At 34.3% G+C, this 22200-nt stretch carries 14 protein-coding genes; 6 read left to right on the forward strand and 8 right to left on the reverse strand.

All coding sequences use genetic code 11. From position 1 onward, the window contains the following. Nucleotides 1-53: 53 nt before the first annotated feature. Together DMB68_RS17275 and DMB68_RS17280 are read right to left on the reverse strand one after the other, a co-directional pair. On the reverse strand, nt 54-614 hold the full coding sequence (locus tag DMB68_RS17275; RefSeq protein WP_110347883.1) for a helix-turn-helix domain-containing protein: 561 nt from the start codon (nt 612-614) through the stop codon (nt 54-56). An 18-nt stretch (nt 615-632) separates the two neighbouring features. After that, nucleotides 633-1466, reverse strand: a complete 834-nt coding sequence (locus DMB68_RS17280; protein ID WP_110347884.1) for an AraC family transcriptional regulator — start codon at nt 1464-1466, stop codon at nt 633-635. 101 nt (nt 1467-1567) lie between these two features. Between DMB68_RS17280 and DMB68_RS17285 the strand changes: the two genes are divergently transcribed. The 6 genes from DMB68_RS17285 to DMB68_RS17310 all read left to right on the forward strand — a co-directional run bounded on the left by DMB68_RS17285 (nt 1568) and on the right by DMB68_RS17310 (nt 15235). Further along, on the forward strand, nt 1568-2734 hold the full coding sequence (locus tag DMB68_RS17285; RefSeq protein WP_110347885.1) for an MFS transporter: 1167 nt from the start codon (nt 1568-1570) through the stop codon (nt 2732-2734). Between the two features lie 672 nt (nt 2735-3406). Next, complete coding sequence (locus tag DMB68_RS17290; RefSeq protein WP_110347886.1) at nt 3407-6694, forward strand: SusC/RagA family TonB-linked outer membrane protein; 3288 nt, start codon at nt 3407-3409, stop codon at nt 6692-6694. 19 nt (nt 6695-6713) lie between these two features. Further along, complete coding sequence (locus tag DMB68_RS17295; protein ID WP_110347887.1) at nt 6714-8549, forward strand: RagB/SusD family nutrient uptake outer membrane protein; 1836 nt, start codon at nt 6714-6716, stop codon at nt 8547-8549. 37 nt (nt 8550-8586) lie between these two features. After that, the gene (locus DMB68_RS17300) at nt 8587-10188 is read left to right on the forward strand and encodes a DUF5123 domain-containing protein (protein ID WP_110347888.1); all 1602 of its coding nucleotides are present in this window, start codon (nt 8587-8589) and stop codon (nt 10186-10188) included. A gap of 328 nt (nt 10189-10516) precedes the next feature. Beyond that, a complete protein-coding gene (locus DMB68_RS17305) occupies nt 10517-13765 on the forward strand; it encodes a pectinesterase family protein (RefSeq protein WP_110347889.1) in 3249 nt (1082 codons plus the stop codon). Between the two features lie 234 nt (nt 13766-13999). Next, nucleotides 14000-15235 carry a T9SS sorting signal type C domain-containing protein gene (locus tag DMB68_RS17310; protein WP_110347890.1) on the forward strand — a complete coding sequence of 412 codons (1236 nt, stop codon included), beginning with the start codon at nt 14000-14002 and terminating at the stop codon, nt 15233-15235. 254 nt (nt 15236-15489) lie between these two features. On the opposite strand, the gene DMB68_RS17315 is transcribed toward DMB68_RS17310, so the two are convergent. From DMB68_RS17315 to DMB68_RS17340, 6 genes are all read right to left on the reverse strand, one after another. Then, the gene (locus DMB68_RS17315; RefSeq protein WP_110347891.1) at nt 15490-16863 is read right to left on the reverse strand and encodes an MFS transporter; all 1374 of its coding nucleotides are present in this window, start codon (nt 16861-16863) and stop codon (nt 15490-15492) included. Nucleotides 16864-16884: 21 nt separating this feature from the next. After that, a complete protein-coding gene (gene uxaC / locus DMB68_RS17320) occupies nt 16885-18324 on the reverse strand; it encodes a glucuronate isomerase (RefSeq protein WP_110347892.1) in 1440 nt (479 codons plus the stop codon). Between the two features lie 62 nt (nt 18325-18386). Beyond that, complete coding sequence (uxuA, locus tag DMB68_RS17325) at nt 18387-19544, reverse strand: mannonate dehydratase (RefSeq protein WP_110347893.1); 1158 nt, start codon at nt 19542-19544, stop codon at nt 18387-18389. Between the two features lie 22 nt (nt 19545-19566). Further along, entirely contained in the window at nt 19567-20379 is an 813-nt protein-coding gene (locus tag DMB68_RS17330; RefSeq protein ID WP_110347894.1) for an SDR family oxidoreductase, read from the reverse strand. 11 nt (nt 20380-20390) lie between these two features. Beyond that, nucleotides 20391-21050: a beta/alpha barrel domain-containing protein gene (locus tag DMB68_RS17335; RefSeq protein ID WP_110347895.1), complete on the reverse strand. Its 660-nt coding sequence runs from the start codon at nt 21048-21050 to the stop codon at nt 20391-20393. 23 nt (nt 21051-21073) lie between these two features. Next, nucleotides 21074-22081 carry a sugar kinase gene (locus DMB68_RS17340; RefSeq protein WP_110347896.1) on the reverse strand — a complete coding sequence of 336 codons (1008 nt, stop codon included), beginning with the start codon at nt 22079-22081 and terminating at the stop codon, nt 21074-21076. Between the last annotated feature and the right edge of the window lie 119 nt (nt 22082-22200).

The raw sequence follows: 22200 nt of genomic DNA on the forward strand, positions 1-22200 counted from the left end.
TCCGAACTAAAATACACTTATGATTGCAAAATTTTGGGAATGATTTGCAAGATTTACAAATTCTCAATCTGAATACGTTTCTTGTTTTTCAATTGCTTAAAATAAGTGGGGGTAAAACCGGTTACTTTCTTAAACTGATTGCTTAAATGTGCTACATTACTGTAATTTAAGATATCGGCAATTTCACTCAATGAAAGTTCATTGTAAATAATTAACTCTTTTACCTTTTCTATTTTTTGACTGATAAAATATTTTTCAATTGTGGTGTTTTCAACTTCAGAGAAAAGATTGCTCAATGAATTATAATCTTGATTAAGATTTTCTGCTAAATAATCAGATAAATTGGTTTTGAGTTCATTGTTTTTATGGTGAACCAAGTCAATAATAAGCGTTTTGATTTTCTCGATTGATTTACTTTTTTTATCATCAATTAAATCAAAACCTAAAGTATGAAGATGATTTAAAAGTTCTTTTTTTTGATCTTCGCTAATGGTATTCTGAAGTTCAACTTCACCCAATTCAACTGAAATGGGTTGCAGTCCAAGCTTTTCTAACTCAGATTTCACAACCATTTTGCATCTGCCGCAAACCATATTTTTGATATATAATTTCATGTTTTCGTTTTGATAAGACTACAGTTTTTTATAATCTGTCGGTTTCATGTTTTTTCGCTTCTTAAAGTAATTTGATAAATGACTTTCGTCAGTAAAACCAAATTCGTGCGCAATTTGCTTTATGGGCAATTGATTATTGTGAAAACGTTTTTCAATTAACGTCGTTCTTAAATTATGAATATAATCACGGTAACTGATCGCAAAAGTTCTTTTAAAATAAGCACTGAAATAAGTCTGGGCAATATTAAAATGATCTGCGATTACTTTGATCTGAACCAGTTTAGGCTGATAAATATTCTGATGGATATAAGACGTTATTTGTTCATTATCAATCGAATTTCCTTTAACAATAAGGTTCATTCCTCGCAAAGTTTCTTTGATTAACCCAAAAATCGAAAGAATCTGATAAAATACGATTGGTGAATTTGAAACATCCGTTTTACAATTGTATGCAGATATGTTGTCAATAGTATTTTTTAAAATCGTTTTACACGGATCATCTAATTTTAAAACGGTTTCTTTTAAGGTTTTGTCACGCATGAAACTTTCCGGAGTATGAACTAAAAATTCATCGCAGGTTAAATTTTGTTTAGAATTAAAATAATTATCCGTGAATTTGATATAAAAAAAACGAGTACTTTTCTTTATATCAAAATAGTGCTCATCATCTGGAGAAATTACAAATAAATCACCGGATTTATAAGGTAATAAATTGTTGTTTAGATGATGAATGCCGCTTCCTTTTTTGATGTAAATGATTTCATAATAGGTATGTGTATGTGGCGGAAGATGAAATTTTTCATCCTCAAACTCATCAATCATCAGCGTTTTAAATTGATTTAATTTTGGCATAACTCAAATTTACAAGTTTATGTTGTAAATATACAACTTATTTCTTGTGCTTCTGGCGTAAATTTGCATCATAGAAAACCTATTCTTTTCTTATAGAAAAAATGAAAAAAAGTCTTATTGCACTCTCATTAGGAGGGTTAACAATTGGTATAACCGAATTTGTAATGATGGGCCTACTGCCCGATATTGCTTCAGATATGGAAGTTTCTATTCCAGTTGCCGGATATTTAATTTCGGCTTATGCTTTGGGAGTTGTTATTGGTGCCCCATTATTGGTTATCCTCGGAAGAAATTTTCCTCCTAAAAAAATGCTTTTAATTTTAGCCTTGATGTTAACCCTTTTTAATGCGCTTTCGATCATAGCTCCCAATTATAACTTTTTATTCGTTTCCAGATTTCTTTCAGGATTACCACATGGTGCTTTTTTTGGAGTTGGGGCGGTAGTCGCAAGCCGATTGGCAGATAAAGGAAAAGAAGCTCAGGCGATTTCAATAATGTTTTCGGGTTTAACGTTGGCGAATCTTATAGGTGTGCCAATTGGTACCTATATAGGTCATCATTTTATATGGAGGTATACCTTTATACTAATAGCAATTGTTGGGTTACTGACTTTTCTATTTATCTCCTTATGGATGCCTAATTTAGAAAAAAGTGGTGATGTAAATATGAAGACACAACTGTTGTTTTTCAAAAAAACTGAGGCATGGTTAATTATTGGAATAACGGCAATTGGTTTTGGGGGACTGTTTGCCTGGATCAGTTACATTGCTCCTTTATTAATTAATGTTTCCGGGTTCTCTCCAGAGGATGTTTCCTATATATTGATTTTAGCAGGTTTAGGAATGGTCGTTGGAAATTTTGTCGGAGGTAAACTGGCTGATAAATATTCGCCTGCGCCAACTGTACTTGCTTTACTTTTTGTGATGGTTATCGATTTGATTATGGTTTATCTTTTCTCTTTTAATCAATATGTATCCTTGTTTTTTACTTTTTTAACGGGAGCAATTTCTTTTTCGGTTATAGCGCCAATTCAAATGTTAATGATTAAAACCGCCAAAGATGCCGAGATGATTGCTTCGGCAGCGCTTCAGGGAAGTTTTAATATTGGAAATGCTTTAGGAGCCTTTTTAGGCGGATTGCCTTTGGCAGCCGGTTATAGTTATGCATCGCCAAATCTTATAGGTGTTGGTATGGCAATTATAGGGATGATTATAACTTTTGTTTTAATGCAAAAGCATAAAACGGTTTTAAAATTGCAAACACGGTAATAATTGAATTACATTATATAAACCCTTAAATTCTGTTTAAGGGTTTTTTTATACCTAATTACATAAATGGATGTGTAAATGTTGGTTGCGATTATAAGAATGTTTTTTTATTGCATGCTTTTTTAATATAAATCATTTCAGTGAGTATCTGTCTTTTTTTGATGCTAATGAATTGTGTTGATTTTTAATCTTTTTTAACTTCAAATATTAATTGAAGTTTTTGGAAAAAAAAATTATGGAAAAAATTCTTAAAAATATCTTTATTTATTGCGATTATCAAAATATTCGCAGATTATGTAATCGATTGAATTTTGTGCAATAATATTATCGCATTAAAAATATAAAAGAGTATTTCTTATTTTTAGAGTAATTAAATTGAATATATGACATTTTAAAACAGAATATTTTTTTATATGCAATTTTTTTTATGATTTTTTTGTGAAATTTAATTTTTTATATAGAATTTTTTTTTATGTTTGTGTAATCGATTACACTTTGTTTTTCGGTATTTTAAAATATTCACTTTTTGTTTGTTTTCAGGGGTTGCGGAAATAAACTGTAAATTGGATTTTAACTAAAAATTATATTTTTAAAATACCTAAAGAGTAAAATGTGATTTAAAAACCATAAATAAACTTTATAAACAATTAATAACAAACTAAACAGTAAACTATGAATTTTAAAGAGTTATTTAATAAAAGAACAAATTGTTGTCTGGCAATTGTTTTCTTATTGTGCTTGTTTACCAGTAATAAGGTAAGTGCACAGGACTTAACAGTTGAAGGGGTTGTAAAAGATGCATCGGGATTAACCTTGCCTGGTGTAAATGTTTTAGAAAAAGGTACAAAAAATGGGGTTTCTACAGATTTTGACGGAAAATACAAATTGAAACTTTCGAGTTCAAAAGCAATTGTAGAATTTTCTTTTATTGGTTTTACAACGCAGTCAGTTCCTGCTGCCGGTAAAAAAACAATTAATATTGTTTTGGCTGAAGAAGCTAATTCTTTAAATGAAGTTATTGTTGTTGGATATGGAACTGTTAAGAAATCAGATTTGACAGGTGCAGTATCCAGTATTTCGGGTAACGATTTGAAAAAAGTGCCTGTAGCTAATGTTGCTGAAGCTTTAACAGGTCGTATTGCAGGAGTACAGGTAACGAGTTCTGAAGGTTCTCCAGACGCGGAGATTAGTATTAGAGTTCGTGGAGGAGGGTCTTTAACGCAATCTGCAGCACCTTTGTATATAGTGGATGGTTTTCCAATAAATAGCATGAGTGATATTTCGTCTTCTGATATTGAAACAATGACAGTATTAAAAGATGCTTCAGCTACAGCTATTTATGGTTCTCGTGGAGCTAATGGTGTAATTTTGATTACAACAAGAAGTGGTAAAGATGGTAAAATAGCCGTTAGTTTCAATACGTTTTATGGGATGAAAACCAGAGCGAAAGATTTTGATGTTTTGCCGGTAGATGATTATGTAAAATGGCAATATGAGTACGCTTTGCTAAATCAAGGAACAGGTACAAAAGTAACTTCTAATCCTACTTCATATACAAATTATTTTGGTAATTGGCAAGATTATGATATGTATGAAGGGATGAAAAGTAATGATTGGCAAAAACAAATTTTTGGTCGTACAGGAGAGGTTCAAAGCCGCGATTTAAGTATTAGAGGAGGAAATGAGAAGTTGAATTACAATTTCAATTATGCTAATTATGATGAAAAAGCGATTATGCTAGGTTCTAATTATAAGCGTAATAACTTGTCGTTGGCATTAAAGAGTAAAGTGAATGATAAAATTGATTTAACTTATACAATGCGTTATTCAGATACTCAAATTAATGGTGGAGGAGTAAATGAACAAAATGAAAAATCAACGTCTGACTCCCGTATCAGAAATACAATTGCTTATGCACCACTGCCAATTCCGGGTATTTCAACAGATGATACAAATGAAGATAATGCTAGTAGTTTAATTAATCCAATTGTTTCAGTTTGGGATAATGACCGCGAACAATTACGTAAAAACTTTAACATGTTAGGAAGTTTTTCATGGGAACTGATCGATAATTTGAAATTTAAAACTGAATTAGGTTTGGATAATTATAATTATCAGGATGCTCGTTTTTATGGAACATCAACCTATTATGTTAATAGTTCCCCTGATGTTAACGCTCCTTTTAAAGGAATGCCAGCCTTGATAATGTCGGATAAAAAAGATGTAAGATTTAGAAATGCTAATACCTTAAATTACGATTTTAAAAAAATATTGGGTAAAGATCACCATATAGATTTATTAGTAGGAGAAGAAACTCTTAGGACATCTTCAACTAATTTAACAAATACGCTTCATGGTTTTCCTGAATTTTTCGATTTTAACTTAGCAAAAAAATTAACAACACAATCAGGTAGTATCAATCCGGCTTATTCAGGCACGCCTTCAAATACTAACCAGGCTCGTTTTGTTGATAATTATTTAGCTCCAGATGATAAATTGTTATCTTTCTTTGGTAGAGCTAATTACAGTTTTAAAGATCGTTATTTGTTAACAGCGACTTTCCGTGCTGATGGTTCAAGCAAGTTTATAGGAAATAATGTATGGGGGTACTTTCCAGCTTTTGCTGCTGCCTGGAAAATTTCAGAAGAGGAATTTTTAAAAGATAAAAGTTGGTTAAGTCAGCTGAAAGTTCGTGCTAGTTATGGAGAAGCAGGTAATAATAATATTCCTACAGGACAAACAGTTCAAAACTTCGAATCTAAACCTATAACTACAGTAAATGGAGTTTCAAGTGGTTGGGCTACAAGTAGTAAATATATGGCAAACCCTGATTTGAAATGGGAAACCACAGTTACACAAAATATAGGTTTGGATTTTGGTTTCTTTAATAACCGTCTTAGTGGAACATTAGATTTTTACAATAATAAAACGAGTGACTTATTAATTGAATTTCCTGTAGCTGGTACTGGTTATGAAAGTCAATATCGTAATATGGGACAAACTCAAAATACTGGTTTTGAGGCTAGTTTAAATATTGTTGCAATTGAGGCTAAAAATTATGGTTTGAACTTTTCATTTAATATGGGGATAAATAAAAACAAAATCAATTCATTAGGTGTCTTAGGAGATTTCCCATACTCATCAGGTTGGGCATCAAATCAAATCACTAATGATTACCAGGTAATGGTTGGTTCTGCTTTAGGACAAATGTACGGTTACAGAAATGACGGTCGTTATGAGGTTTCTGATTTTGACTGGAATGGAACCACATATACTTTAAAAGATGGTTTGGTTGATAATGGACCTGTAGGTTCAGTGCAGCCTGGTTCTATGAAAATCAAAGATTTAAATGGTGATAATATAATTGATAGTAAAGATCAAACGATTATTGGTAGTGCGCTTCCAAAAAATACTGGGGGTATGGTAATCAATGCCAATGCTTATGGATTTGATTTGTCTGCAGCTTTTAACTGGGCTCTTGATTATGATGTTTACAATGCGGATAAAGTTGAATTTTCTACTGCTAGTCAAACTAATGGGGAATATAGAAATTTAAGTAATGTAATGGCTGATGGAAAACGTTGGACGAATTTGAACCCAACGACAGGAGAACTAGTTACAAATCCTACAGATTTAGCGGCTTTGAATGCTAATACTACTATGTGGTCACCTTATATGGGGCGTTTTGTATTGAGTGACTGGGCTGTAGAGGATGCTTCTTTCTTACGTTTAAATACTTTAACTCTTGGTTATTCTGCTCCCGAAAGTTTTATCTCTCATTTAGGTTTAACAAAATTAAGAGGTTATTGTACGGCTAGTAATGTATTTGTATGGACAAATTATTCAGGTTCTGATCCTGAAGTTTCAACAAGAAGAAAAACGACTTTGACTCCGGGTGTTGATTCATCAGCATATCCACGTAGCAGACAGTTGATTTTCGGTCTAAATCTTAATTTCTAATTTTAAAGTAGTACAAAAAATGAAACATAAAATAATAATTGCAGGATTAGCTTTGGCTACATTTTTTACAGCTTGTCAAGAGCTTGGAGATGATTATTTAGAAGCTCCGGCCCAATCAACATTAGATGAATCTGTAATTTTTTCTACTCCTGGTTTAGCTAAAGGTGCTATTGATGCAATTAAAGTGCCTTTTGGAGAAACTAATTCCTATCGTGGTCGTTTTATACCATTTTATGGGATGAATACAGATGCAGAATGGTATAATAATTCTCAATCCGTTACCGCACAATCTGATTTGGCTACTTATGATGCAAGAATAGATAACATTCAAATGAATACTAATGATAATGCATGGGCTTCGATGTACGGAGGTATAGAACGTGCTAATATTGCTGTTAAGGGTCTTCGCCAATATGGAAATCCATTACCGGGAACAGAAATGGGCCAGCTTTTAGGTGAAGCATTAACATTACGTGCTATTTATTATGCTGATTTAATGAAAGCGTGGGGTGATGTGCCGTATCGTTTCGAACCAATCAACAACGAAACTTTATATCTTCCTAAAACGAATCGTGATATAATTTATAAACAATTGATTGCTGACTTAGGAGAAGCTTCAAACTTGGTAGCCTGGCCTAATGAATCATCTGAAACTTCAACAGTTGAGCGTGTTAATAAAGCTTTTGTAAAAGGATTAAGAGCACGTTTGGCTTTAGCAGCTTCAGGATTTCAGCAATACCCAGATGGAATTCGTAGAAGTAATGACCCTGATTTATCTGTTGCGAAGATGTATGCTTTAGCTTTAAGCGAAGCACGTTCTGTAATTCAAAGTGGTAAAGCACAGTTAAATGCTACTTTTGAAGGATTTTGGAAAAATGTAAACCAGGATTATATAGCAGCTGGAGGAGAATCTCTTTGGGAGATCCCGTTTGCAGAAGGTCGTGGACGTGTGTTGTATAGTTTTGCGGTTAAAAATCAGTCACCAAATCAATTTCAGGCAAATGGTACGGGACCAGGTGGAACAGCTGGACCATTACCTACTGTTTTTTATGACTATGATGAAAAAGATACCCGTAGAGATGTTACTTGCGTACCTTATCGCTGGGGTACTGCTGTAAGTGGTATTGCTAAACAGGAACTGGTAGCTTTAAATACATGGTATTTTGGTAAATATCGTTATGAATGGATGAAACGAAGAGTTACTGCTGCTAGTGATGATGGAATAAATAAAGTATATATGCGTTATGCTGAAGTATTGTTAATTGCAGCAGAAACAGCTAATGAATTAGAAGGGTTTGGTGCAGCTGCGCCGTATTTGAAAGAAATTAGAAAAAGAGCTTTTGCTGCTGCTGATCAGGCCACTAAAGTGGATGCTTATGTAAATGCATTATCTTCAAAAGAAGCTATGTTTGATGCTATTGTAAAAGAGCATAAATTTGAGTTTACCGGTGAAATGGAACGTAAACAAGCCTTAATTCGTTGGAACCTGTTAAAAGCTAAATTGGATGAGTCAAAAACAAAAATGACCAATTTGCGTGATAGAGCTAATGAATATATAGATGTGCCTGCTACATTATATTATAAATATGTAAAAGATGTGGCTAATGAATCTAAATATGCAGGACAAGATAATACTACTATTTTATTGATTTATGGATTAAATCGCGGTGAATCTACAAATCCAGGTGCTGATTACACAGCTTTTACATGGAATAATTTGAATGACGCTAAAATTAATTCGGTGTATAAAACAGGTGCTAATCCGGATAATCGTCAGTTCTGGCCTATTTGGCTATACTTTATTAGTAACAGTAATGGAAAATTAGTGAATGATTATGGGTATCCAAACCAATAATAGGTTTGTCTGATTATTTAATGTAGAAAAAGAAATTATGAAAAAAAGAAATATATTTAAAGGAATAATCGTCGCTTCAATGGCGGTTATACTTGCTGGAAGCTGCGATAGTTATACAGAAGATATTATTACGGAATTAAATATTGATCGTGAATTTTCCCCAACTGGTTTAAAAGCTACTGTGCGTAATCAAACTTCTGTTGAATTAGTTTGGAATACTAAAGAATCAGTAGATCATTATGTGGTTCAGTTTAGTGGAGATGATCCTAATTTTGGTACGATATTTAAAGAATTAAGTGTAACGGCTGATCAATTGCCGGTGACTGTAGCTTTAGAGGGTGAAACACTTTATTCAATAAGAGTTAAAGCTGTTAGTGCAGATGAATTAGGAGAGTCTAAATGGACTGTGACTACAGCTAACACATTATCAGAACAAATTTTCTTACCAATTCAGGAAACTGATATAGCTGCTAAAACTGCTATTTTAAGATGGACAGCCGGTAGTAGTGTAACAACAATTGTCCTTAATCCCGGTAATATTACACATACAATTACTGCAGAAGAAAAAGCAGCTGGTATTGCCACAATCACAGGATTAAGCCCTGAAGCATCTTATCAGGCAAATTTGTTTAATGGTACTAAAAAAAGAGGTGCTACAACATTCACAACTGGTATTGATGTAGGAGATGGTATTTTGGTAAAAAATACAGAAGATTTATTGGTTGCTATTGCTAATGCAGATTCAGGAGCAAAATTATTTTTAGAGCCTGGTGATTACAAAAGTTATGATGTTGATGGTGTAACTTTGAAAACTGATATTGCATTAGCAAAATCAATTACGATTAGTGGTATCCCAGGAAAAGCAAGACCAGTATTACATTATAAAGTAACTCTTAATTCTGGAGTAAGTAATCTTTCGTTATTGAATTTAGAATTGGACGGAACTGGTATTGAAAGTGGAAGTGTAGTTACGGTTTCAGTTACAGCACCTACAGAATTTCAGGATATTCTAATTAGCGCATGTAATATTCATAATTATGATAAATCTTTAGTCTCAAATTCAGGTAGTGCAAATACGAAAGTGAACTCAATTACTGTTGAAAATTCAATCCTTACGGATGTATGTACAAATACTGGATCAGGTGATTTTATTGATTTCAGGTTTTCATTTGTAAAATCAATTGAACTTAAAACAAGTACTTTTAATAGATGTGCTACACAAAGAGCCTTCATTCGTGAAGATGCTGGTGCAGGATCCGGAACAGGTACTACTCTTAAAACTAATGTTTTAATTGATAGCTGTACATTTTATGGAGTTACAAATACAATAGCAAATAGTGTATATAACATAATAGCTGTTCGTTTTGTTTCAAATGCTTCGACAATAACTAATTCCATTTTCGCTGAAACTATTGCCAGATTTACTAATAATGCCGCAACAGCTACACCCACTTTTGGAAATAATAATTATTTTAATGCTGTTACTCTTAATACAGGACCAGTTACAAGTGCCGTAAGAGCTGATACAGCAGGTACAGCTTTAAATCCAGGTTTTGCAAATGCAGCAACAGGTGATTTTACTATAAGTAATCAAACCTTAAAAGACAATAAAGTAGGAGATCCACGTTGGATTAAATAACTTTTTTAAAATTGTTAATATTAGAAGGCATGCTGAATTTAAACGTTTACGCATGCCTTTTTTTCTTCAGTTATATAATTAGAATAATGAAAATAAGAACGTGGTGCTAATATTAATAGTGCTATTTGCATTATTTTCATGTAAAAAAGATGATGATAGTTCTGGAGTTTCAAATGTTTGTTCAAAAAATTGAAATTATCGGAACAGATATGTAATAATAAATTAAATAAAGATAATTCGTTGGATTATTTAGGTTATTAATGACATCCAACGAATTATAAAAATAAAGATTATAAATTAAAATTTTACTAAACAATTAATACCACTTATGAAAACAAAACTACGATTACTCTTTTTTACGATATTGCTTTCAGTATCGTATATCCATGCTCAAAAAACAGATGTTTGGGATTTTGGAGGCGCAACATTGGATGTCAATTTGTATAATAATAAATTGACTGCCACTGATATTAACACTTGGTACACCTATAGTCCAACAATTGTGCAAGGGACAGCAAGTTCTGCTAACGTTCTAAGTGGTTCAACAGCTTTGACACTTACTTCTGGAGCACTAACACTTAAAACAGGTAATAATGACAGATTGTATACAACGAATACAGCTATTACAAGATATGCAACAGGTAATTTAGGTACAACAGATGCTAATTATACTGCAAGATATTATTGTAATGGTAGTGCGAGTGCTACAACACGTTTTTTTACTCTAACATTAAATGAAGATGATGAAGTAACTGTTGTTGCAAGTATAGAATCAGCTGCTTCAAGTAATAACTTAACAGTTGTTAATACTACAACAAATACCCAAACAGAGTTGATTCCATTAGTAACATCAGGTACTAGTGTTACACTTGCAAAATTTCAGGCAAAACAAGCTGGAAATTTTACAATAACTTGTTTGGGAGGTAAAGGGAATTATTACCGAATTTATAGAAAACCAGCTTCTTATGCTGCAATAACAGGAAATCTAGATGTTTCACAAGCAGCAGGCATTCCTAATGGATATTCTGTAGTATTTACAAATACCGCAGGAAAATCATGGACAGCTCCTGTTACTAATGGTACTTATAATGTGAGCCTTCCTAAAGGTTTTACTTATAAAATGACTTTGCTTAATGCCAATGGTTATATTATTAGTAATGGCGAATACTTAGCTGTTTCAGATGCAACTACGACTTATGATATTGCGCTTTTAAAAGTAGATTTATATACAGTAAGTGGTTCAATCACAGGATTGGGAACAGATATTTCAAAATTAAGTTTAACATATACTCCAGATGCTTCTGCTAATAAAGTGTATATTCCTAAACCCGTAATTAATACCGCTAATGCTACTTATAGCGTAGATTTGGAAGCAAATACACAATATGTTGTTTCAGGTCAGGGAGTTAATGATTATGAAATTTTATCAAACGTTGTAAATATTACTGGTGCTACTTCAGTAAATGTTGCCTTTACGGCAAAACCGGTTTATGGTGTAACCATAAATGCCACGGGTTTAGATGTTACGCAATTAAGTAATCTAAAATTAACTTTTACCAACTTAAACGAAAGTGGATATGTTTATAATTTTAACTCAACAACCGGTATTTCTTTGCGTAATGGTACATATGCAGTTAGCTATACTGGCTTAGATGCTTATTCAGTTGAGCTTGGTTTGGTTTCTAATTTAACAGTGAATGGTTCAGCAGTTACAAAAGTTTTAGCATTCAAACCGGTTTCTGTTTGGTCTTTTGATGATAAAACAATAACAACTTCTACTACTGCATACAAAGGAATGGTGTTTGGAGGAACTGCTGCGACTATTTCTAACAGTGTTTCTTCAGGTCATTTATTAGCAAAAACCGGTGGTACTATTCAGGTTCCGGTAAATGTTGGAGATAAAATTACAGTTTCATATTACTATACGGCTAATTTTTCTATTGATGGAGGTACAGCAATTACAACTGCAACTAACAGTACAGCAAATGTAGAAAAAGTAGAATATACATACCCGGGAAGCACATCTGGATATGTAACCATTACTATGGGCGGTTCAGCATTAACAACTTATATTACTGAAGTTAAAATTGGTGGCACTATACCTTATGTTTCTACAATTACTGTAGGAACTGACAAAACATACAAAACCATAAATGCAGCATTAGATGCTATTGCGAAAATGCCGCGTACCGCTTCAGATCGTGTTACAGTTATGATTGATCCGGGGAACTATGAAGAAATGTTAGTAATAAATCAGGCGAATGTAACATTAAAAAATGCGGCATCTAATCCAACGATAGAATTATTAAATAAAGGGGTTGATATTGGAAGTTCTGCGGTTAGGATTACTTCATATTATGGTCATGGATATAGCTATTACAGTATGTCATCAGATCAAAAATGGCATGAAGATGTTTTAAAAGTAAACAAAGAAAATGGTTATTTATCTTATGCGAATGCCGGTTCCGGAACTACTAATGGATCTTATTGGAATGCGACTATAGTAATAAATGCTAACGGTTTTGAAGCAAATGATATTATTTTTGAGAACTCTTTTAATCAGTACATTTCTAAAAAAGAATCCGAAGATGTGGTTGAAATGTGGGCAGTAGGAAATAAAGGACTTCGTCCAACAGATATTGGAAATACTGCTGTTCAGAACAGAAGCTTTGTAGAAAGAGCAGCTGCTATCTCAATTCTTAACAATGTTGATAAAGTAATATTGAATAAATGTAGAGTGATAGGACGTCAGGATTCATTTTATGGAGGAACCGGTGCCAGAGTAGTAGTGTATAAAGGCGCTATGATGGGGGCTGTAGATTATATTTTTGGTGGAATGAATGCTGTTTTTTATAAAACTGATTTGTCAATGAATACAAGTGATGTAAGTAGTGATCAGGCTTATATTACAGCTCCTCAGCAAAGTACCGGAAGAGGGTATTTAATGTATGAATGTAAAGTTACAACAGCCACCCCTGGAATAGAAACAGCTTCGGCTTATCGTGCAAAACCAGGTTATTTTGGTCGTCCTTGGGCTGCTAATACAAGTGAAGTTGTTTTTTATAATACTACGATTGAAACATCTAATTATCCGGGTAGTGAAAATCTTTCTTTAATTGTACCTGCAGGCTGGAATAATTCATTGAGCGGAGAATCTGTAAAAATGTATGAATACGGAACTACCGAAAACTCAGGGGTAAACAATAGTACAAGTCGTGCTGCATGGTCTACTAAATTAGCAACACCTACCTTAAACGATGGTACAGCCATTACAACTTTTAATTTCACAAAAGGAAGTGATAACTGGGATCCGTTACCACAATTAATTTCTAACGAAAGTTTAGGGGTAAAAGACAATACGCCAACTTCCGCGGTTAATGTTTCCGGATATAAAAACCGAATTGCAATTTCAAATGTAAAATCAGAAACTGCGGTAGCTATTTACAGTATTACAGGAGCAAAAGTAAAAACATTTAAAACAAGTCAGGATATTGATTTTGAATTCCAAAACGGGGTTTGGATCGTAGTAATTAAAGCGGCAGATGGTCAAAAATCTGTAAAAGTTATTACACATTAAAATCTATTAATTTAAATTATTCTTAAAGCAAGCCTCTAAACTATTTTTAGGCTTGCTTTTTTTTTGCAATTTACTATTGTGTTTTCGATGTTTTATAATGAAAAAGCTAAGGTGTTAATTATTAGTTTAATGTGTGAAATAAAGAGACTGAAATTTTAGTTTTAATAAAAAAATAACTTATTTTTATACAATCGATTACAATTTTATATATCAACTAACCTAAAATTTTATACTATGGAAAAAAATTACTCAAAGTTATTTTTAAGCAAAAATAAAAGAGCAATTAAGGGATTGTCGATTTTTGCTTTATTGTTTATTGGGACTCAAACGAGTTGGGGACAGCAGCCTATCGGAACTGGTCAATTTGACGGAGGGTTTGAGGGGGCTGTTTTGCATACTGCTGCTCTTACCCAAACTACTCCAGATGCTACTAAGTGGGCATATGACAGTGGTAATTTATCTACTTCAGCAATTGTTGACGATGCAAGTAAAGCTCGTTCAGGTTCTAAATCAGTAGCTTTTAATTTTATTGGAACGACTGCTGGTAAATATATTATGAGTCCTCAATTATCTCCTGCTTTAGTTGGAGGGGATGGTATTAGTATTGTTGGATCAAGTTATACAGTTCAATATTTTGTTAAAACAGCTAACTTAGCTAACATAAAAGGAGCTCTATATGTATCTGGAAGAACATCATCTATCACAACTACTGGTGCAGTGGATGCTAATGGTTGGGCAAAAATCACTTACACATATCTTCCGGCAGCTACCAATTTTACACCTGCAGCAAATAAAACATGGGCAGGATTTGGAAACAATGTTAATTCAAATTTCACAGGTTCTGTTGATGATTTTGTAGTTTATCAAGGAGCTGTTGATATTACTGCCCCGGCTTCGGCATCAACTCCGGTTGTAAGTGGTTTGAATGTGAGCTGGACAGCTTCAGCTGATGTTGACGGAGGCGGATATGTAGTGGTTCGTTATTCGACAAATCCTAATGCTGACAATGACCCTAACCAAAATGGAGTTTATGCGGTAAATAATATAATTACGAATGGTACAGGTTCGTTATCAGGAACTGTTGTTTATGTTGGTACAGCAACTTCATTTACTGATGCTGTTGCGGGATCGGTTTCTGGTTCGGATTACTATAAAATATATACTGTTGACAAGGCTTTTAATTTTTCTGATGAAATCGTGGCATCGGCTCTGTTGAAAGTGAATTCTGTTGCTTTTAATGATGACAGTGTTACCATTTATAAAAATAATGAGGCCTTTTATGTAAACTCTGGAGAAGGAGTTATAAATAACATAAAAGTATTTGATGTTCAAGGGAAATTAATTGCAGAGCAAAAAGATGTAAATTCAAATTCAGCTGCAATTAAAAACATACACAAAACAAATCAGCTATTAATTGTAAAAATAAGCTCTGAAGACAATAAAGTAGTAACTAAGAAAATTATTAATTAATATTATGGTTCAGATTATTTTCTTATCAATTAAAGAATAAATTACTATTTCAGAATTATAATTTATACACCAAGACAGGTTGCCTAAACAAATGGGCAGCCTATTTTTTTTACTTAATTCCTCTTCTGTTGAGTTCTCTAATTTGAAAGTTTATTTTTCTCTTTTGTAATTCTGAAAATTAAATGGTAATTATTTCTGTAAAGACAAAAAGTGCCCGGTAATCGAAACACTTTTTGTTTAGCTTATAGTATTTTTTATAAATCTTTAATCTCCGCATACCTTGGAACCAGAGTTTTCATTACAATCCATGCGGTCAGATAAGCTACAGCACAAAGAACAAACATAATAGTGTAACCTGTCTGAATATGGCCTTGTGCTTCACAATAATCAAAAAGGGCACCGCCTAATTTTGAAACTAATACACCTCCAATTCCCCCGGCCATTCCACCAATACCAATAATAGATCCAACAGCTTTTTTAGGGAACATATCTGACACGGTAGTAAAAATATTAGCAGACCACGCCTGATGTGCAGATGCACCCACACCAATCAATAGTACCGGAATCCAGTAACTTATATAGCCTAATGGCTGTGCAAGTAACACTACCAATGGAAACAAGGCAATAATAAGCATCGCTTTCATTCTGCCCTCATAAGCGTTATATCCTTTATTGATGAAATACATTGGGAAATAACCACCATAAATACTTCCAAACATAGTCATGGTGTACAATACGGAAAGAGGGAAAGCAATATCTGTTTTTACAAGACCAAATTGCGCTTCTAAATATTTTGGGAGCCAGAACAAAAAGAACCACCAGATACCGTCTGTCAGGAATTTACCTGATACAAAAGCCCAGGTCTGTTTGTATTTTAAAAGCTTAATCCATGATATTTTTTCTTTTGCAGCATCAGTTTTCATTTCTTTTTCTACAACCTCGCCTTCAAGAATGTAATTTAATTCAGATGGTGAAAGTCTTTTTTGTTTTTCAGGTTTATCATATAAAATGTACCAAAAAAACATCCAGATAAAGCCAATGGCCCCAATAATAATAAAGGCACTTTCCCAACCCCAGTTAACCGCAATCCATGGCACTGTCAATGGAGCTAAAATGGCACCAACATTTGAACCGGAGTTAAATATCCCGGTAGCAAGTGAGCGCTCTTTCTTTGGGAAATATTCTGCGACAGCTTTAATTGCCGCCGGAAAATTCCCGGCTTCTCCAATTGCCAAAAAGGATCTTGAAATCATGAAACCCAAAATGGAAACCGGTACAGCTGCGATACCTGCCCAAACAAAAATGCTGTTGGCTGCAGTACCTATCGGAATAGAATAAGCATGCATAATGGCTCCAAGGGACCACACTATAATGGCTATAATATAACCAGCCTTAGTTCCAACTTTATCAATGAATCTTCCTGCAAAAAGCATCGAGATGGCATAAACAAACTGAAAAATTGCCGTAATATTAGCATAATCACTATTACTCCAGTTGAATTCTTCCGAAAGGCTTGGGGCTAATAAACTTAGAACCTGCCTGTCAAGGTAGTTTACCGTTGTGGCAAAAAAGAGTAAACCGCAGATGGTCCATCGGTACTTTCCTATGACTTCGTTTTTATTGTACATTCGTTTTTTGGTTATTATAGTTTAGTAATTTATTTTTTCGAAAGTTTCTTTTTTCTGATGAAACCCAAAATACGCTACAGCATTCTCGCTGCATATTTTGCGTACTAAATCACCAATCATTTCGATGTCATTAGGTAATTCCTGTTTTTCTACTTCTTCACCTAAAACATTACAAAGAATACGTCTGAAATACTCATGACGTGGAAAAGAAAGAAAACTTCTCGAATCCGTAAGCATTCCAACAAAACGGCTTAATAACCCAAAATTAGAAAGTACATCGAGTTGTTTCTGCATTCCGTCCTTTTGGTCTAAAAACCACCAGGCAGCTCCGTATTGCATTTTTCCTGGAGTTGAACCGTCGTTGAAATTTGCCGCCATTGAAGCTATCATTTCACTATCACGAGGGTTTAGGTTATAAACGATTGTCTTTGCCAATGCATTTTCTTTACTCAAGCGGCCAAAAAAACGGCTCATATTCTGAGCCATAATCTGATCACCAATAGAATCGAATCCCTGATCAGGGCCTAATAACTGCATCATTTTGGCGTTGTTGTTTCGAATAGCGCCTACGTGAAATTGTTGTACCCAGGATTTTTTTGCGTTCATTACAGCAATTTTATGCAGAACAGCCGATTTGTACAGATGAATTTCTCGCGGAAGTAAAACTTCATTATTTAAACCTTTTTGAAATATTTGATTTACATCAGCATCAGTATAGTCAGCGGCATAATAATTTTCGTGTCCGTGATCCGATATTCTACAGCCGGCTTGATGAAAAAAGTCATGGCGGTCTTCCAGCGCTTTTAGTAAATCAGGAAAGACATTTACAGGATAATCAACAACTGCTTCTAACTTTTTAATCCATTCAATAAATACCGAACCTTTTTCAATTTCAGTCGCTTTATCAGGACGAAAGGTAGGCAACACAGCAATTTCAAATTCTTCGTCTTTTAATTGTTTATGATACTGTAAATCATCTGTAGGATCATCTGTAGTTCCTATCATTTTCACATTCATTTTGTGCAATAAATTCCGGACACTAAATTCCGGTTTCTTCAATAATTCATTGCAGGTATCATAAATTCTTTGGGCTGATTGTGCATTCAATAATTCGGTAATTCCAAAGTAGCGCTGCAATTCCATGTGTGTCCAATGATACAAAGGATTTCTTAAGGTGTTTGGAAGCGTTTCAGCATATTTTTGAAACTTTTCAAAGTCAGAAGCATCTCCAGTAATATATTTTTCAGGAATTCCATTGGCACGCATGGCTCTCCATTTGTAATGATCGCCTTCAATCCAAAGCTGGGTAATGTTTTCAAATTTTCGGTCTTCAGCAATATCCTTTGGAGAAAGATGTGAATGGTAATCGTAAATAGGCTGCACTTTTGCAAAGTCGTGATAGAGCTTCTTCGCTGTATCATTGTGTAATAAAAAGTCTTTGGTTATAAAGCTTAGTTGCATGATATGACTCTTGAAAAAATTCCACCTTGCAAAATTCTGTTGTGCAAGGTGGAATGGTATTATTATAAACTTCTTTTAATTCCTAATTCCAAACCGCGTAATTCGGCTAAACCTCTTAAGCGGCCAATTCCGGAATATCCAGGGTTTGTTTTTTTCTTCAAATCATCCAGCATCTGGTGTCCGTGATCCGGACGCATTGGAATGATTCTTCCGGTTTGTTTTTCCATCTTTACGATAGATTTCACTACTTCGTACATATCCACATTTCCTTCCAGGTGATTGGCTTCGTAGAAATTTCCTTCTTCATCGCGTTGTGTACTTCTCAAATGGATGAAATTCATTTTTTCGCCATTGCGATCAATCATTCCTGATAAATCATTTTGAGCAATTACGCCATAAGAACCCGTACACATACAGAATCCGTTTGAAGGCGAATCAATAGCATTTAGCAGCTGTACTAAATCAGCTTCTGTACTCACAACTCTTGGTAATCCTAAAATTGGATAAGGAGGATCATCAGGGTGAATAGCCATTTTTACACCAACGCTTTCGGCTACCGGCACAATTTCACGTAAGAAATAATATAAATTTTCTTTTAATCTGTTAGCATCGATTCCATCATAACCCCGAAGTACTTTCAGGAAATCTTCTACAGAATATGATTCTTCTGCACCTGGTAAACCAGCGATGATATTTTGCTGTAATTTTAATTTATCAGCATCAGATAATTTTTCAAAAGTCGCTTTGGCTTTCGCTTTTTGAGCTTTTGTATACGTGTCTTCTGCTCCCGGACGTTTTAAAATGAATAATTCAAAAGCTGCAAATTCATTGATATCAAAGCGTAAAGCTTTAGAACCATCCGGCATTTCATATGACAAATCGGTTCTTGACCAGTCTAAAACAGGCATGAAATTGTAACACACAATGTGAACACCGCAAGCTGCCAGATTTTTAATGCTTTGCTTGTAGTTTTCAATGTATTTTAAATAATCGCCTGATTGTTTTTTGATGTCCTCGTGTACCGGAATACTCTCTACAACTGAAAAAGTTAATCCTGCTGACTCCACTTCATTTTTTCTTTTCATGATTTCATCCACTTCCCACACCTGTCCATTTTTAATGTGGTGTAAGGCAGTTACGATTCCGGTTGCACCGGCTTGTCTTGCATCTGATAATTGTACCGGGTCATTTGGACCGTACCATCTCCATGTTTGTTCCATAATTTTATATTTTTAATTGTAATTAAATACTTTTCGCCCCGAAACCTCCATCAACTTTGATAATCGTTCCTGTAACGAATTTTGACATATCGCTGCACAAGAAAAGCAATACACCATCCAAGTCTTCAGGAACACCAAAACGCCCCATTGGAGTATGCTCCATAATTGTGATACCTCTTGGCGTTAATTCGCCTTCTGGAGTCAATAATAAAGCTCTGTTTTGTTCCCCGATAAAAAATCCAGGAGCAATAGCATTCACACGAATTCCTTCTCCATATTTAGAAGCTAATTCTACAGACATCCATTTTGTAAAGTTTTCAATTGCCGCTTTTGATGCTGAATACCCGACAACTCTTGTTAAAGGACGCTCAGCAGATGCTGAAGAAATATTGATAATTATACCGCTTTTTTGTTTTGCAAAAAGCTCAGAGAATACCTGAGACGGCAAAATAGTTCCGATAATATTTAGATCAAGAACTTTTTGTAAATGATCTTTCTTTAAATCATAAATAGCCTGATCTGGTCCAATTGTAGCACCTGGCATGTTTCCGCCTGCAGCATTAATTAAAATATCCAGACGACCGTATTTTTCAACAATGGTATCGCGAATGGATTCCATTTCTTCCTGATTTAAAACATTTCCTTTTACGGCAAATGCTTTTCCGCTCTTGCTTTCTATTCTGTCTACGGCTACTTGTGCTTCTTCAAGAGAAAGTCCAACAATTCCGGTTGTTACACCCTGTTTGGCTAATACTTCGGCCATATTACTGCCTAAAACTCCTGCACCACCTGTAATAAGGGCTATTTTACCTTCTAAATTAAATATTGAATTCATTTTATTGTTGTTTATTTTATGGTTTGTATAATAGTTAGAACATTTTTAGTTTGATTTTCAATAGTTTGATAGTCTTTGGTTTCCATCAAATTTTTACTGATTAATTTGCTGCCCATTCCAACAGCAGAAACTCCTGCGTTAAACCAGGCCTGAATGTTTTCTTTGGTGGTGTCCACTCCGCCGGTTGGCATAAAAACTAAGTACGGGAAGATGTCTTTTATACTGGAAAGAAAATCAGGCTGTATTTTATCTCCGGGAAATAATTTGATAAAGCGAACACCATAATTCTCAGCAGCGATTATTTCAGTTGGAGTCATGCAACCCGGGATGTATAAAATTTTCTGATTGATTAGTTTTACTGCAACTTCAGGAACAAAGCCGGGACTTATAAAAAAATCCGCTCCCAGATCAAGATACATTTCAGCCTGAACAAGATTTTTAATTGTGCCAATACCTAATAACAAATCGGGCATTTCAGCATTCCGAATTGCGATCATTTTTTTAAAGTTTTCTGTAGCTTCGTCTCCACGATGCGTATATTCTACTGCCCTTATTCCGGCACGATACAGTGCACGCAATATTTCTAAACTGACAGTTTCATCGGCGTTAAAATACAAAGGCAAAATACCTTGAGTCACAATAGTATCGATAACATGTTCTGTCTTATCCACTTTTTTATTTTTTAATTTATTGATTATCGAACAACTCTTCCGCCATCAGCACCTTGCATCAGGGCCAGAATATCGTTTACTCCCGAAAGGTTTATGTCGCCGGCAATAGAATGCTTCAGACAAGAAGCAGCGAGTGCATATTCGGATGCTTTTTCAAGATTTTCAGGCCAGGTCAGTATTCCGTATATAAGTCCGGCCATGAAAGCGTCGCCAGCTCCAATTCGGTCAATGATGTGTGATATTTTGTATTCTTTACTGCGATATAATTTAGCTTCTGACCATAAAACAGCAGCAATGGTATTAGAAGAAGCATTTGCATCATATCGTAGTGTTGATACAATAGTCTTTAACTTTGAAAATTTTTCCTGCCATTTTTTATAGACATTTTCAAAATCATCTTTTCCTGTTGTATTTATAGCTAAACAGTTTTCAGAATCGTCAATACCACCTAAAAGCACATCGCAGTATTTTATCAGATCAGGCATTATTTCGTTTGCTTTTTTGCCGTAGTTCCATAAACTGGGTCTGTAATTCAAATCGACAGAAATTGTCAGTCCCATTTCTGAAGCAATTATTAAGGCTTCTTCACAAACTTCGGCTAAATCCTGAGAAAGGGCAGGAGTAATTCCGGACCAATGAAACCATTTTGCATCTTTAAAAATAGTTTTCCAGTCAATTGTGCCTTTTTTTAATGTTGAGAATGAAGAACTGTTTCGGTCATAAATTACTCTGCCCGGCCTTTCTGAAGCACCCTGCTCAAAATAATAGATTCCGATTCGTTCTCCTTGCTTTATGATATTGGTTTTCATTCCGTAAGAAAGCATTTCACTTTCAGCTGAAGTTCCCAGTTCGTTTTGAGGTAATGCCGATACTAAATTTACATTGCATCCCATCAATGCAAGAGATGCTCCGGCATTAGCTTCTGCACCTCCATAATGTGCATCAAATGTTTTTGATTTAAATATTTTTAAATTGTTTGGAGGCGACAGGCGAAGGAGTACTTCTCCAAACACAATGATTTTTTTTGACATAATTTAATTACGTGTGCGCACACGTTTTTTATTAAAAGGTTGCTTTTAAATAGTTGTTAAAGATGTAATTTATCAAAACGTGTGCGAACACGTACTTTGCAAATATATATAAAAACTTA

It is taken from the genome of Flavobacterium hydrophilum (assembly GCF_003202405.1).
In the GTDB taxonomy this organism is placed as follows: Bacteria; Bacteroidota; Bacteroidia; order Flavobacteriales; family Flavobacteriaceae; genus Flavobacterium; species Flavobacterium hydrophilum.

Bases quoted from the DNA above. Each gene is read 5' to 3' on its own strand.
- DMB68_RS17275 (WP_110347883.1), bottom strand. From the start codon at position 614: ATGAAATTATATATCAAAAATATGGTTTGCGGCAGATGCAAAATGGTT.
- DMB68_RS17280 (WP_110347884.1), bottom strand. From the start codon at position 1,466: ATGCCAAAATTAAATCAATTTAAAACGCTGATGATTGATGAGTTTGAG.
- DMB68_RS17285 (WP_110347885.1), top strand. From the start codon at position 1,568: ATGAAAAAAAGTCTTATTGCACTCTCATTAGGAGGGTTAACAATTGGT.
- DMB68_RS17290 (WP_110347886.1), top strand. From the start codon at position 3,407: ATGAATTTTAAAGAGTTATTTAATAAAAGAACAAATTGTTGTCTGGCA.
- DMB68_RS17295 (WP_110347887.1), top strand. From the start codon at position 6,714: ATGAAACATAAAATAATAATTGCAGGATTAGCTTTGGCTACATTTTTT.
- DMB68_RS17300 (WP_110347888.1), top strand. From the start codon at position 8,587: ATGAAAAAAAGAAATATATTTAAAGGAATAATCGTCGCTTCAATGGCG.
- DMB68_RS17305 (WP_110347889.1), top strand. From the start codon at position 10,517: ATGAAAACAAAACTACGATTACTCTTTTTTACGATATTGCTTTCAGTA.
- DMB68_RS17310 (WP_110347890.1), top strand. From the start codon at position 14,000: ATGGAAAAAAATTACTCAAAGTTATTTTTAAGCAAAAATAAAAGAGCA.
- DMB68_RS17315 (WP_110347891.1), bottom strand. From the start codon at position 16,863: ATGTACAATAAAAACGAAGTCATAGGAAAGTACCGATGGACCATCTGC.
- uxaC (WP_110347892.1), bottom strand. From the start codon at position 18,324: ATGCAACTAAGCTTTATAACCAAAGACTTTTTATTACACAATGATACA.
- uxuA (WP_110347893.1), bottom strand. From the start codon at position 19,544: ATGGAACAAACATGGAGATGGTACGGTCCAAATGACCCGGTACAATTA.
- DMB68_RS17330 (WP_110347894.1), bottom strand. From the start codon at position 20,379: ATGAATTCAATATTTAATTTAGAAGGTAAAATAGCCCTTATTACAGGT.
- DMB68_RS17340 (WP_110347896.1), bottom strand. From the start codon at position 22,081: ATGTCAAAAAAAATCATTGTGTTTGGAGAAGTACTCCTTCGCCTGTCG.